This is a genomic window from Gaetbulibacter jejuensis (assembly GCF_039524015.1).
In the GTDB taxonomy this organism is placed as follows: Bacteria; Bacteroidota; Bacteroidia; order Flavobacteriales; family Flavobacteriaceae; genus Gaetbulibacter_B; species Gaetbulibacter_B jejuensis.
The window spans coordinates 1,056,591-1,069,340 of sequence record NZ_BAAAGF010000001.1 but is presented as its reverse complement, the minus strand read 5'-3'; the positions used below and the strand labels follow the sequence as shown (position 1 = coordinate 1,069,340).

At 33.3% G+C, this 12,750-nt stretch carries 15 protein-coding genes; 5 read left to right on the top strand and 10 right to left on the bottom strand.

Annotation, left to right across the window (positions count from 1 at the left end; all coding sequences use genetic code 11):
- Positions 1-8: 8 nt before the first annotated feature.
- The 3 genes from ABD011_RS04685 to ABD011_RS04675 are packed head-to-tail and all read left to right on the top strand — an operon-like array spanning position 9 to position 1,939.
- Entirely contained in the window at positions 9-791 is a 783-nt protein-coding gene (locus tag ABD011_RS04685; RefSeq protein ID WP_343796181.1) for a DUF3050 domain-containing protein, read from the top strand.
- Between the two features lie 5 nt (positions 792-796).
- A complete protein-coding gene (locus tag ABD011_RS04680; RefSeq protein WP_343796179.1) occupies positions 797-1,564 on the top strand; it encodes a class I SAM-dependent methyltransferase in 768 nt (255 codons plus the stop codon).
- 6 nt (positions 1,565-1,570) lie between these two features.
- Positions 1,571-1,939, top strand: coding sequence for a DUF423 domain-containing protein (locus ABD011_RS04675; RefSeq protein ID WP_343796177.1), 369 nt, complete (start codon positions 1,571-1,573; stop codon positions 1,937-1,939).
- A 56-nt stretch (positions 1,940-1,995) separates the two neighbouring features.
- Here ABD011_RS04675 and ABD011_RS04670 read toward each other — a convergent pair whose 3' ends face one another.
- From ABD011_RS04670 to ABD011_RS04660, 3 genes are read right to left on the bottom strand one after another with little or no spacing between them, the layout of a single operon-like run.
- Entirely contained in the window at positions 1,996-2,973 is a 978-nt protein-coding gene (locus ABD011_RS04670; protein WP_343796175.1) for an FAD:protein FMN transferase, read from the bottom strand.
- Entirely contained in the window at positions 2,973-3,350 is a 378-nt protein-coding gene (locus ABD011_RS04665) for a Na(+)-translocating NADH-quinone reductase subunit F (protein ID WP_131505950.1), read from the bottom strand. Before ABD011_RS04665 ends, ABD011_RS04670 begins: the two co-directional genes overlap by 1 nt.
- Before the next feature lie 20 nt (positions 3,351-3,370).
- Positions 3,371-4,240 carry a DUF4846 domain-containing protein gene (locus ABD011_RS04660; RefSeq protein ID WP_343796173.1) on the bottom strand — a complete coding sequence of 290 codons (870 nt, stop codon included), beginning with the start codon at positions 4,238-4,240 and terminating at the stop codon, positions 3,371-3,373.
- A gap of 67 nt (positions 4,241-4,307) precedes the next feature.
- On the opposite strand from ABD011_RS04660, the gene ABD011_RS04655 reads away from it, so the two are divergent.
- Entirely contained in the window at positions 4,308-4,682 is a 375-nt protein-coding gene (locus tag ABD011_RS04655; protein ID WP_343796171.1) for a cupin domain-containing protein, read from the top strand.
- A gap of 48 nt (positions 4,683-4,730) precedes the next feature.
- On the opposite strand, the gene nqrF is transcribed toward ABD011_RS04655, so the two are convergent.
- Genes nqrF through ABD011_RS04625 form a run of 6 tightly spaced genes read right to left on the bottom strand, consistent with a single transcriptional unit; the run spans position 4,731 to position 10,780 of the window.
- Positions 4,731-6,038 (bottom strand): NADH:ubiquinone reductase (Na(+)-transporting) subunit F, encoded by a 1,308-nt coding sequence (gene nqrF, locus ABD011_RS04650; RefSeq protein WP_131505953.1) that lies wholly within the window; start codon positions 6,036-6,038, stop codon positions 4,731-4,733.
- Position 6,039: 1 nt separating this feature from the next.
- A complete protein-coding gene (gene nqrE / locus ABD011_RS04645) occupies positions 6,040-6,756 on the bottom strand; it encodes an NADH:ubiquinone reductase (Na(+)-transporting) subunit E (protein ID WP_262732113.1) in 717 nt (238 codons plus the stop codon).
- Between the two features lie 51 nt (positions 6,757-6,807).
- Complete coding sequence (locus ABD011_RS04640) at positions 6,808-7,452, bottom strand: NADH:ubiquinone reductase (Na(+)-transporting) subunit D (RefSeq protein ID WP_129759267.1); 645 nt, start codon at positions 7,450-7,452, stop codon at positions 6,808-6,810.
- A gap of 4 nt (positions 7,453-7,456) precedes the next feature.
- Positions 7,457-8,200 carry a Na(+)-translocating NADH-quinone reductase subunit C gene (locus ABD011_RS04635; RefSeq protein ID WP_129759268.1) on the bottom strand — a complete coding sequence of 248 codons (744 nt, stop codon included), beginning with the start codon at positions 8,198-8,200 and terminating at the stop codon, positions 7,457-7,459.
- A gap of 1 nt (position 8,201) precedes the next feature.
- Positions 8,202-9,425, bottom strand: coding sequence for an NADH:ubiquinone reductase (Na(+)-transporting) subunit B (locus tag ABD011_RS04630; protein WP_343796167.1), 1,224 nt, complete (start codon positions 9,423-9,425; stop codon positions 8,202-8,204).
- Positions 9,425-10,780 (bottom strand): Na(+)-translocating NADH-quinone reductase subunit A, encoded by a 1,356-nt coding sequence (locus tag ABD011_RS04625; RefSeq protein ID WP_129759270.1) that lies wholly within the window; start codon positions 10,778-10,780, stop codon positions 9,425-9,427. The genes ABD011_RS04630 and ABD011_RS04625 overlap by 1 nt, the downstream gene beginning before the upstream one ends.
- 169 nt (positions 10,781-10,949) lie before the next feature.
- Here ABD011_RS04625 and ABD011_RS04620 point away from each other — a divergent pair, with 169 nt between their 5' ends.
- On the top strand, positions 10,950-12,200 hold the full coding sequence (locus ABD011_RS04620; RefSeq protein ID WP_129759271.1) for a type IX secretion system plug protein: 1,251 nt from the start codon (positions 10,950-10,952) through the stop codon (positions 12,198-12,200).
- Here ABD011_RS04620 and ABD011_RS04615 read toward each other — a convergent pair.
- The gene (locus tag ABD011_RS04615) at positions 12,197-12,745 is read right to left on the bottom strand and encodes a cysteine dioxygenase (RefSeq protein WP_343796164.1); all 549 of its coding nucleotides are present in this window, start codon (positions 12,743-12,745) and stop codon (positions 12,197-12,199) included. The two genes, ABD011_RS04620 and ABD011_RS04615, sit on opposite strands and share 4 nt — an antisense overlap.
- Positions 12,746-12,750 lie beyond the last annotated feature (5 nt).

Here is a 12,750-nt window from a genome sequence, read left to right as displayed (position 1 = left end):
TTCTCATTATGAACACCATTGAGTTTATTGAAAAGGAACTTAAATCATTAAGAGATTCCTTAAATAATCACGACCTATATAAAGCACTTTCAACACCTGATGATATTAAAATTTTCATGGAACAGCACGTATTTGCTGTTTGGGATTTTATGTCACTTTTAAAAGCGCTGCAAAACCAGTTAACAACAACATCGTTACCTTGGTTACCTGCAAAAAATCCTGCGACTGCACGTTTTATCAATGAAATTGTTTTAGGTGAAGAAAGTGATGTTAACGAACTAGGAGCTCCTAAAAGTCATTACGAAATGTATCTAGACGCCATGAATCAAATAGGTGCTAGCACATCTCAAATGCATCAATTAGTACAGTTTTTAAATAATGGTGATTCTCTTGAAAATGCTATTAAAAACTGTAATTTAGATACTGCTACCGAAAATTTCATCAACTATACGTTTGAAATTATCAGCACAAATGAAGCTCACAAAATAGCATCGGCATTTACATTTGGTCGTGAAGATGTGATTCCTGATATGTTTTTTCAAATTATCAATCAGTCACAAACCAATGATAATTCTTACAGCAAGTTAACCTACTATCTTAACAGACATATAGAGCTTGATGGAGACGAGCACGGACCTTTATCGTTAAAAATGATTGAAGAACTTTGTGGTAATGACGACCAAAAATGGCAAGATGTATTACAAGTGGCTAAAGATGCATTAAAACAACGTATTGTGCTTTGGGATGGCATTTATGAAAACATACTTTCTAACAAAACTATATTAGCTTAAACTGTTTGAAAAAGCTTTTTAAAATACTACTAAACCTCATACCTAGACCGTTATTAATCAGGTTTAGTTATTTAGTACGTCCTGTTATAGCAACATTTTTAAAAGGAGAAAACCACACTGATCCTATTGATGGTAAAAGCTTTAAAACCTTTTTACCTTATGGTTATGGCACACAACGCAACAATGTATTGTCACCTTCAACCTTAAGTTTAGAGCGTCACAGGTTGCTGTGGTTGTATTTAAAGAATGAAACTGATTTCTTTTCAGCAAAAAACAAAGTGCTCCATTTTGCTCCAGAACAGTGTTTTTTAAAACGTTTTAAAGCACTAAAAAATATAGATTATACAACTACAGATTTACTATCACCTATTGCTGATGTAAAAGCTGATATTTGTAACCTTCCATTTGCTGATAACAGCTATGATGTTATTTTTTGCAATCATGTTTTAGAGCATATTCCTGATGATACTAAAGCCATGCAGGAATTGTATCGCGTTATGAAACCTGGTGGTTTTGGTGTTTTTCAAATTCCGCAAGATTTAAACCGTGAAACTACGTTTGAAGACGATAGTATAACTGATAAAAAAGAACGTGCTAAAATTTTTGGTCAATATGATCATGTGCGTATTTATGGTCGTGATTATTTTGACAAATTAAGACGTATTGGTTTTAAGGTTGAAGAAGTAGATTACACCGCATCGTTATCTGATGCTGACATACATAAATACTGTTTAGCAAAAGGTGAAATTATTCCTTTAGTTAGAAAAAATTAAACCAACATGACACAACAAGCATTTATAATTACAGGCGCTTTATTCGGAATGTTAGCCATAATATTTGGTGCATTTGGTGCACATGCTTTAAAGAAAACACTATCGGAAGACCAGCTAAAAAGTTTTGAAACAGGTGTAAAATATCAAATGTATCACGCTATCGTTTTGTTAATACTTGGCTTTAATCAAGAGTTCTCTACATCAGCAATGTATTGGTGTTTTACTTTAGGTATTGTCCTTTTTTCTTTTAGTATCTATGGCTTAATTTTAAGTGATGCCAAAGGAAAGAAATTACGTTTTCTAGGACCAATTACGCCTATTGGTGGTTTACTTTTTGTAATTGGTTGGTTGTTGATTTGTATTCAGGCGCTATAAATTAAATAGTATGATGTGATTTCTCCTTTCAGTTGAAATAACAAAAAGCAAACTATTTACTCCTCAGGAAAACCATTTAGATTTAAAGTTTCAAACTCATTTTTATCGTTCTCAAAAACCAAAAATGCTTTTAATTCAGGATGTGATTGAAGATACTCTTTTACACTCTCAACTCCCATAGCTTGAAAAGCTGTAGCATAAGCATCAGCTGTCATACAATCTTTTGCAATAACTGACACACTTAACACGTTAGTTTTAGATGGATAACCAGTTTTTGTATCAATAATATGAGCATATCTGTTACCATTTTCATCAACTTTAAATTTTCTATAGGTACCAGAAGTTGCCATAGCTTCATCTTTAATACTTATCGCCTTTAGAATAGACTGTTCACCATCAAATCTAGGTTGATCTAAGCCAACTTTCCAATTACTATCCTTTTCAACATTTATACCCTTACTTCTTATCTCACCTCCTATTTCAACTAGATAATTATCAACTTTTTTCTGTTCTAAAAAATTAGCAATAACATCTACTCCATAACCTTTTGCTATAGCATTAAAATCTATAAATGCACCTTTCAGTTTCAAAATCTTATTATCAACTCTATTCACTTTATCAAAACCAACATACTGCATAAGGCTATCAATTTTTAAGCTATCTAGAGCAACTATTTTTCCTTGTGGACCAAAATCCCATGCGTTTACAACAACTCCTATGGTTGGGTCAAAAGCGCCTTGAGTATTGTTATAAATAACTTTAGATGCATTAAAAACGGTTATAAAATGGTCGTCAATAGAATTGCTCTCGTTTCGGTTTATTTTAGAAATATCAGAATCTGGAATATAGGTGGATAATGAGGTATTAATTACCGCAAAAAGACTATCAAATGACTTGGTATAGTCAACGTCTTTATCATAAATAACTGAGTAACTAGTACCAAATACATCACCTGATAGTTTAGTGTTTGAAGGTCCTTTTTTACATGTAAAAAAAACTGATGCAATCAGTAAAAAAACTAAAACTTGTTTCATTAGTTAAGATGTGTTTCAATCACCTGAATACCATTATACTCTATAAGATATTCTTCGTTAAAATATATTGGTAAATCTTCACCATTTGGATTTCCTAAACCAACTCCAGCATAAAGTACTTTGGCATCCTTATCTGCTGCGTGTTTTTTAAAAGTTTCCATCCAAACAATGTCATAGTTATTTGGGTTTTCTGGCAACATTACAGCTCTTACAATCACAAAATAGTATTGACTGTTTTTATCAATACACACAAACTGTGGATGCTTTTTTAATTTGCTATTTATAGCAACAAACTCAAAGCCACGTTGCTCTAAATCTTTGCCAACATGGTTCATTGCTAAATTATGAAGTTCTTGTTTGGTAAGTGGTTTACTCATAACACAAAGATACGAACTTGCTATTTAAACCTCACAAATTTTGAATCGTAAAATGTATAGTTAGAGACAGGAATCACTGCGTCTTTTTCCAGTTTATACCAAGGTGAAATAGTACTATCTTCTAAGTTTTTTACCAAATGAACGCTTTGCGCTGGTGTATTTCCTTGAAAAAGCAAAAACAACTTGTCTCCTGTTTCGTTTACTATTTCATCACATATAATAGCTATATGTCCTGGTATACCTCCTTTAATGAGCATATCTCCAATTTGAAGCTTACTTACGTCATTAATCTTAGGAAGTTCATTGTAAAGCGATAAAGTTCCTGAATAGGTATAAATAAGATTTAAGTACTTATAAAAATTTGTTTTAGAATGGTCTTTAGCTGCTGTTTTATGAAAACTTACTTTGTTACCATCTATTTTTGGTCTATAGCCTTCAGCGTATTTTAACCATGAGCAATAATGTCCAGAAGTAAAGTTAAACCCAATTTCAACTTTTCGGTTATTGTCCCAAAGATATTCACTTCTTACTCTAATTAAAGCATCAGCACATTGCTGCAATCCGTTATTTGGAACAGGTATTTCTAGCACTCCAACATGTCCACTTTGCCAAAAATATTGAGAATCGTCATAATTAATAATCTTACTACCAAAAGGTTTCAATTCATAATTTCTTAAATACTCTTGAAAACTGCCTGTATTATACTCAACACGCTTAAAACCTAAAGGTATATTAACTCTAGATTTAATTGTTAAACTATCCTTATTGACTAAATCTGGAGTTTTAATAGCTGATGAAATAATCTCTACTGATTTTTTCACTGACTTAAACTGATACGCAAAAGCTCCAACAACCACTAAAGCTAAAATGACAAGTAGTATTTTTTTCATATTGAAATAACGCTGTTTATCTTTATTTTGGTATGTAAAACTTTAAATTGTGTATCTTTCTTAACGGATGAAACGATTAACTCAAATTATATTACTATCTCAAGCATTGATTCTTTCTTGTAAAGAAAAACAACAAAACTTACCAGATCCTTTGGAAGCTGGTTGGAAAGGAAAAGCTGTTTGTGAAGTTATTGAAAACAACCCAAAGCTAAGAGTATTAAAATGTACTTTTGCTCCAGGAGTTGGACATGAAAAACATTATCATAATCCGCATTTTGGTTATACCTTAAAAGGCAGTAAATTTAGAATTACCGATTACAAAGGTACTCGCGAAGTGAATGTACCCTCAGGATATAGCTTTAAAAAAGACAGCATAACTACTCACGAAGTTTTAAATATTGGTGACAGTACAGCTGTATTTTTAATAATGGAATACAAATAAAAAAACCAGCAATTGATGCTGGTTTTTTTATTTAATTCAGAAGGTTTATTAACCTCCAAAGTCATCAAATCTAATGTGCTCATCTGGGATACCAAAATCTTCTCCCATTTTTTGAACTGCTTTGTTCATTAATGGAGGTCCACAGAAATATAACTCTATATCTTCTGGTGCATCGTGATGACTTAAGTAGTTATCAATAACACAGTTGTGAATGAATCCTACAAATCCGTCTCCTGGTGCATCAATATTTTCTTTTACTTTCCAGTTATCTTCTTCTAATGGTTCAGATAAAGCTAAGTAAAACTTAAAGTTAGGGAAATCTCTTTCTAAAGCTCTAAAGTGCTCTAAGTAGAACAACTCACGTTTAGAACGTCCACCATACCAATACGTAACTTTACGTCCTGTCTTTAAGGTTTTAAATAAGTGATATAAGTGTGAACGCATTGGTGCCATACCTGCTCCACCACCAACATATAACATTTCAGATTCTGACTCATTGATGAAGAATTCTCCATAAGGTCCTGAAATAGTTACTTTATCTCCTGGTTTTTGATTAAAGATATAAGACGAAGCAACTCCAGGGTTTACATCCATCCAACCGTTTTTGTTACGGTCCCATGGTGGAGTAGCAATACGAACGTTAAGCATAATATCTCGTCCCTCAGCTGGGTAAGAAGCCATAGAATAAGCTCTTTCAACTGTTTCGTCATTTTTCATTACTAATGGCCAAAGACCAAACTTATCCCATTCTGCTTGAAACTTATCTGGTGTTTCGTGCTCTTCAGGATGTGCAGTAATATCAATATCAGCATATTTTACTTCACATGGTGGAATTTCAATTTGAATATATCCACCTGCTTTATAATTCATATCTTCTGGAATACGAACTACAAACTCTTTAATAAAAGATGCTACGTTATAGTTACGTACAACTTCTGCTTCCCATTTCTTGATACCAAATACTTCTTCTGGAATTGTAATTTCCATGTCTTGTTTCACCTTTACCTGACAAGATAAACGTGCTCCATGCTGTAACTCTTTACGCGTAAAGTGAGGCGTTTCAGTTGGAAGCGCTTCACCTCCACCTGATAATACATGACACTCACATTGAATACATGTACCACCTCCACCACAAGCTGATGGTAAAAATATTTTTTGGCTTCCTAAAGTTGTAAGTAAGCTTCCTCCTGAGGCAACCTCTATTTCTTTTTCACCATTAATTTTAATGGTCACTGGACCTGATGGTGATAATTTTTGTTTTACGAATAATAACAAACCTACCAATAGTAGTGTTACTATTAAAAAGGCCGCTACGGTTGCTAAAATTGTTCCTAATGTACCTGCTGCTAATATCATATTACTCGTTTATTGTAGTCGTGTTTTCAGCTAATTTTTGTTCTTTTTCTTCTACCTGTTCAACTTGTGCTGTTTCAGGCTCTTTTGTTGCTTCATCATCTCCACCAGTTAACATTCCTCCAAAACTCATAAACCCAATTGCCATTAAACCAGTAATAATGAATGTAATTCCTAATCCTCTTAAAGGAGCAGGAACATTTGAATAACGTATTTTTTCACGAATAGCTGCAATAGCAAGAATTGCTAAAAACCAACCAATTCCTGAAGAAATTCCATAGTTAAACGCTAATCCAATACTTTCAATTTCTCTTGATTGCATAAATAATGATCCACCAAGAATTGCACAGTTTACAGCAATAAGTGGTAAGAAAATACCAAGAGAGTTATATAATGATGGAGAAAACTTCTCTACCACAATTTCTACTAATTGTACCATAGTTGCAATGGTAGCGATGAACATGATAAATGACAGGAAGCTTAAATCGTAATCAGCATACTCTGCTCCTAACCACGTTAATGCTCCTGGTTGTAAAATGTATTGGTCCAATAACCAGTTTACAGGTACAGTTACTGCTAATACGAATATTACAGCTGCTCCAAGACCAACTGCAGTACTTACCTTTTTAGATACTGCTAGGTAAGAACACATTCCTAAGAACGTGGCAAATACCATGTTATCTATAAAAATTGATTTGAAAAATAATTCTAAATGTTCCATATTCTATATTTTGATGAGATTCTGAATCAAGTTCAGAATGACAAGTCAATTTTAGTCTTCTATTAAATCTTTGTTTCTACTACGTTGTACCCAAATAATGATACCTACAACTATCAATGCCATTGGTGATAATAGCATAAAACCGTTGTTTTCGTAACCAATAGCGTATAATCCTGTTTTTTCAATTGGGTCTCCTAATACTTTAAATCCTAATAAAGTACCAGAACCTAACAGCTCTCTAAAGAAACCTACAATAACAAGAATTACTGCATATCCTAAAGCGTTACCAATACCATCTAAAAACGATTTCCATGGTCCATTACCTAAAGCGAAAGCCTCAAAACGTCCCATAATGATACAGTTGGTAATGATTAATCCAATAAATACTGAAAGCTCTTTACTTAAAGAATATGCATATGCTTTCAACACTTGGTCAACAATAATTACCAATGCAGCTACAACTGTAAGCTGAACAATAATTCTAATCTTTGATGGAATAATATTACGGATTAATGAAATAACCACGTTACCTACTCCCATTACAAATAATACAGACAATGACATTACTATAGATGCCTTTAATTGTGCTGTAATAGCCAGAGCAGAACAAATACCTAATACTTGAATAGTAATTGGGTTGTTATCTGCTAATGGATCTGTTATTAATTTTGCGTCTTTTTTTGAAAGTAATCCCATAAGATTATTTGTTTAAGTTTTTAAAATAAGGTACATACAACGACAAGTCTCCTTTAATCATTGCTGCTACACCATCACCAGTTATTGTTGCTCCAGCAATAGCATCTACTTCATTATCTGTCTTATCTTGGTTAGTTGGGTCAGCATTACTTTTTGACACTGCAACACCTTTAAAGTTTCCTTGGCTATCTAATAAATGCTCACCAATAAAGTCGTCCATAAAATAACGTTCTTTAATGTTTGCACCTAAACCTGGAGTTTCTCCTTTATGGTCAAAATAAGCACCTTGTATCACCATGTTTTCATCCATAGCTATATATGCCCAAACAGCATCCCAAAGTCCTTTACCTCTTATTGGAGCGATGTAGTACGTTTTACCGTCTTTTTCTCCTACAAATAATGGCAATCTTCTTTTAGAAGCATCTCCTTTAGCTTTTTCTTTTTTGATATCAATTAAGTAAGCTTCATCATTTTCGGTTACATCACCATTTAAAATAACATATTGTTTTGTGATGTATTTGTTAAATAATTCTGGTGCTACATCAGTAGATACAAAGTTTGCACTACTCTCGTCGTTTTCATTTACACCCATTGCATATAGGATGTTTTGCTGCATTTCCAACTCAACATTTTTTGTAATTGTAGGTTTAAGTGATGCTGCTGTAAAAGCTAACAAAGCACCTACTACTACTACCATTCCTATGGCAAACAATACTGTATATACGTTGCTATCTGTTTTATTACTCATTTTAAGCTGTTTTTGCTTTTAAACGTTTCATTCTTCTTTTCACATTTCCTTGAACCACGTAGTGATCAATTGTTGGTGCAAACACATTCATTAATAGAATTGCAAGCATTACACCTTCTGGATATGCTGGGTTGAATACTCTAATTAATATTGAAATAAATCCGATTAAGAATCCGTAAATCCACTTTCCTTTGTTGGTTTGTGAAGCCGTTACAGGATCGGTTGCCATAAACACAGTACCAAAGGCAAATCCACCAATTAGTAAATGATGCCAAAACTCAGTACTCATTAATCCATAAAACTTGCTTCCTTCTCCTATCCATCCTGCATCTACAACACCATTGAAAATTAATCCCATTACCAATGCACCAAGTACAGATGACAACATAATTCTCCAGCTTCCTATTTTAGTAAAGATTAAGAATAAACCTCCTAAAAGAATTAATACTGCTGAAGTTTCACCTACTGAACCAGGAATTAATCCTGTAAACATATCCCAAACAGAATAGGTTATTTCTTTTCCTTGTGCTAAACTTCCTAAAATAGTTTCACCCGAAATAGCATCAAGATTCTCACCTGCAGCAATAGCTTTATCTCTTGCTACAGCACCATGAACCCATACTTTATCTCCAGACATCCAAGTAGGATATGCAAAGAATAAAAAGGCACGAATAGTTAATGCAGGGTTAAGAATATTCATTCCTGTTCCTCCAAACACTTCTTTACCAATTACAACACCAAAAGCTACAGCAACTGCTAACATCCATAATGGTGTATCTACTGGTACTATTAGTGGCACAAGCATACCTGTAACTAAGTAACCTTCTTCTACTTCGTGACCTTTAATTACTGCAAAAACAAACTCAATTGCTAGACCAACTCCGTAAGACACAATTACCAGTGGTAATACTTTCCAAAGTCCTATTACTAAGTTATCCCAACTCCAAAATACAGAATCAAAAAAACCTGTAGCTTGACTAATTTCTCCTAAAGCTAAATAGTGCTGGTAACCAGCATTGAACATACCAAAAATTAAACATGGAATCAATGACATGATAACCGTGTTCATGGTACGCTTTAAATCGTCAGCTACTTTTATATGAGTACCACCATGAGTAGTCTCGTTAGGTAAGTATAAAAACGTATGTAATGCGTTAAACGCAGGCGCCATTTTGGTGCCTTTATACTTTTCTTTTAAGTTATGTAAATTACTTTTTAAGCTCATTATCCTATCTCTTTAAGCATTAAGTCTAAACCTTGTCTAATTATTTTTTGGTGTGGTTGTTTAGACACACAAATAAACTCTGTTAAGGCAAAATCTTCAGGTGCAACTTCATACATTCCTAAAGCTTCCATTTCGTCTAAATCTTGATACATACATGCTTTAAGAATTTGCATTGGATATATATCTAAAGGAAAAACCTCTTCGTAACTTCCTGTTACTACAAACGCACGATGTTCACCATTTGTATTGGTATTTAAATCGTACTTTTTCTTAGGGTTTAACCAAGAAAACGTCATCGCTCTTGAAGTAGAAATCTTATTAAATACAGGTTTATTCCATCCAAAAAACTCGTAGTCATCACCTTCAGGAATAACTGTTACTGTATTACTGTAATAGTCTAGAGCACCATCTGGTTTAATTTGTTTTCCTGACAACACGTTTCCTGATATAATACGGTCGTTACCATCTTTATCAACACCATTGTCATAAACCATAGTTGCTATTTCGCTTCCTATTTTTGTTTTAAAATATCTTGGTTTTTTAACCGATGATCCAACTAAAGCAACAATACGCTCTGCATTGAATTTACCAGTTAATAACAATTCACCAATAACAACTAAATCTTGTGGATTAATCGTCCAAACTACTTCACCTTTGTTTATTGGGTCAATTTTATTGATTTGAGTACCAACATTTCCTGAAGGATGAGGACCTGACACTTTATGTAGTGTAATACCTGATAATCCTGCAAGTGGTGAATTGGAATTTTTACCAACCGATACATGTACTTGTCCTTCAGTTAATTTCCCTAAAGCTGTTATTGCTGCTTGCATTTCAGCTTCTTTACCTTGAAGCACATAATCGTAGTCTGCTGCTAAAGGAGCTGATGCGTAACCTGATACAAATATCGCTTTAGGCGACTTGTTTGGGTTTGCAATAACATCGTAAGGACGTTGTTTAATAAATGGCCAACAACCAGAAGCTAACAAGTGTGCTTTCACTTTATCAGCATCGGCAGCATCTAAATTAAACTTACCAAAGTCAACATACGTTTGCTCTTTGTCTGCTTGAATTTTAATTGCCATAATTCGTCTTCTCTCTCCACGAGCAACCTCAACAACTTCACCAGAAACAGGAGACACAAACTTCATGTCTTCGGCATCTTTGTTGTAAAATACAGTTTCACCTGCTTTTACTTTAGTGCCTTCTTTTGCTACAAGTTTAGGAATTATGCTATGGAAATCTTCTGGCCTGATAGTGCAGTAATTGCTGATAATGGCATTTTCTGTCGTTTTCTCAGCGTCACCTTTAAGGTTTATGTTCAGACCTTTTTTAATCTTAATGTCGTTTGACATATGTTTGATATTGAAATTAATTGTCTAAAAAATCGCTGCAAATTTACGAATTAATAGCTAAAAATAATTTGAAAACACCTCAAGTTATTTATTTATATCAATTCTAAATAACAAAAATTAATTAGGCATAAAATTTGTGTATCTTTACAGAGACAACCGTATAATTTTGATGACAAAGACCATACAGCTTTTAATATTTTTAATTTGCCTACCACTTTTAACTTTTGGGCAAATTGAAGAAACCAATCCTCCTGAGTATATTAGCACTATAACTTTTAAAGGAAACACCTCTGAAAGTCAACTGCCTATACTCCGTTTAGGCGAGCCTTTAATACTAGAGTTTGATGCTTTAAATGGTGATGAAGCCGATTTTTACTACGAAATAGTGCACTATAATTTTGATTGGACGCCTTCTCAACTTGTAAAGTCTGAATACCTAAGTGGTTTTGACAACCAGCGTATTCGCGATTATGAAAACTCTTTTAATACGTATCAAATTTATTCGCATTACAAGCTTCAAATACCAAACGCGCAAACTCGTGGTATTTTAAAAAGTGGTAACTACATGATTTTTATATATGATGATTATGATGAGTTGATGTTTTCAAGAAAATTTATGGTTTATGAAGATATTGTAAACGTTGGTGTTACTATAAAACGCTCAAGAGATGTAAAGTTCATTAACGAAAAACAATCGGTTGATTTTGTAATTGCAACTAACAATGTCAATTTCAACAACCCAATGGAAACCATAAAAACGCTAGTTATTCAAAATAATAATTTAAATACAGCTATCTCAAACCTAAAACCACAATATGTTTTAGGAAATGAACTTATGTATAGATACAATACAGAATCAAGTTTTTGGGCTGGAAATGAATATTTGTTTTTTGAAAACAAAGATGTTAGGGTTGCCAACGTAGGCGTACAGTTTATTGACCTCAAGGAGATTTACCACAACTACTTATTTACAAATGAAGAGAGAGCAAGCAGACCATACACTTACAATCCTGATATTAACGGTAATTTTCTTATAACAGCTGTAAATACTGACAATGTTACCATTGAAGCCGATTACACTATGATGCATTTTTCATTGCTTTACCCTGAGCTTTTAGACGGAAAATCTATATACGTCTATGGTAATTTCAACAACTACGCGTTAGATAACATGAATAAAATGGTTTACAATCCTGAAGCTGAAGTTTACCAAACTTCATTTAAGCTTAAACAAGGATTCTACAACTATAAATATGTTGTAGTTGACGACAAAGGAACTCTAGATGAAGGTGCAATAAGTGGAAACTTTTACCAAACCGAAAACAACTACAAAGTACTAGTGTATTATAGAGATTTGGGTGCGCGTTTTGATAGATTGATCGGTTTAGGAGAAGGTACTTCGGTGAATATTTCCAATTAAATCGAAGACACTGTTTTGCTAGAAAGGATTTCTCCTTTGTAAGTATCGTAGCTTAGATTTTTTTTGATAAAGGTCTTTGACTGTTCATCAAAATAACTGCAAGATTCTATAGGTTTTGCATAGAGATGCAAGCTAATTGTTCTTCCTTTTGAATTGTTTTTTAACTTATGTAAACCAATTGCATCATTAATATAAGCTTGTTGTTGATTAGCTATTTTTCGAATTCCTTTAGCTTCAACGTCGCCATTTTCATGCTTATGGTATTGCACTTCTTCTATTTCGCCTTCTATCAAATACATCCAACACTCTTCACCACTATGACAGTGTATTGGGGTTTCTTGACCAGCTTCCCAACACAATAAAATCAGTTCAAAATTGTCGCTTTTATAAATACCATTTCTAACATACTTTTTAGTTGACCAGTTTAGGTATTCGTCCAACACATTTTTATCTAAAACTAAATTTTTAAAAATGGTTTTGTAATTATCCTTTGAAGATTGAGACAAAGCATTTATTAATTCATTTAAAGTAAATATAGGTTTCAATAGCT

What these genes read in the sequence shown, in the direction of transcription:
- ABD011_RS04635 (WP_129759268.1), bottom strand. Translation starts at nt 8,200, where the DNA reads ATGAGTAATAAAACAGATAGCAACGTATATACAGTATTGTTTGCCATA.
- ABD011_RS04620 (WP_129759271.1), top strand. Translation starts at nt 10,950, where the DNA reads ATGACAAAGACCATACAGCTTTTAATATTTTTAATTTGCCTACCACTT.
- ABD011_RS04665 (WP_131505950.1), bottom strand. Translation starts at nt 3,350, where the DNA reads ATGAGTAAACCACTTACCAAACAAGAACTTCATAATTTAGCAATGAAC.
- ABD011_RS04625 (WP_129759270.1), bottom strand. Translation starts at nt 10,780, where the DNA reads ATGTCAAACGACATTAAGATTAAAAAAGGTCTGAACATAAACCTTAAA.
- ABD011_RS04675 (WP_343796177.1), top strand. Translation starts at nt 1,571, where the DNA reads ATGACACAACAAGCATTTATAATTACAGGCGCTTTATTCGGAATGTTA.
- ABD011_RS04630 (WP_343796167.1), bottom strand. Translation starts at nt 9,425, where the DNA reads ATGAGCTTAAAAAGTAATTTACATAACTTAAAAGAAAAGTATAAAGGC.
- ABD011_RS04685 (WP_343796181.1), top strand. Translation starts at nt 9, where the DNA reads ATGAACACCATTGAGTTTATTGAAAAGGAACTTAAATCATTAAGAGAT.
- nqrF (WP_131505953.1), bottom strand. Translation starts at nt 6,038, where the DNA reads ATGATATTAGCAGCAGGTACATTAGGAACAATTTTAGCAACCGTAGCG.
- ABD011_RS04660 (WP_343796173.1), bottom strand. Translation starts at nt 4,240, where the DNA reads ATGAAAAAAATACTACTTGTCATTTTAGCTTTAGTGGTTGTTGGAGCT.
- ABD011_RS04670 (WP_343796175.1), bottom strand. Translation starts at nt 2,973, where the DNA reads ATGAAACAAGTTTTAGTTTTTTTACTGATTGCATCAGTTTTTTTTACA.
- ABD011_RS04655 (WP_343796171.1), top strand. Translation starts at nt 4,308, where the DNA reads ATGAAACGATTAACTCAAATTATATTACTATCTCAAGCATTGATTCTT.
- nqrE (WP_262732113.1), bottom strand. Translation starts at nt 6,756, where the DNA reads ATGGAACATTTAGAATTATTTTTCAAATCAATTTTTATAGATAACATG.
- ABD011_RS04640 (WP_129759267.1), bottom strand. Translation starts at nt 7,452, where the DNA reads ATGGGATTACTTTCAAAAAAAGACGCAAAATTAATAACAGATCCATTA.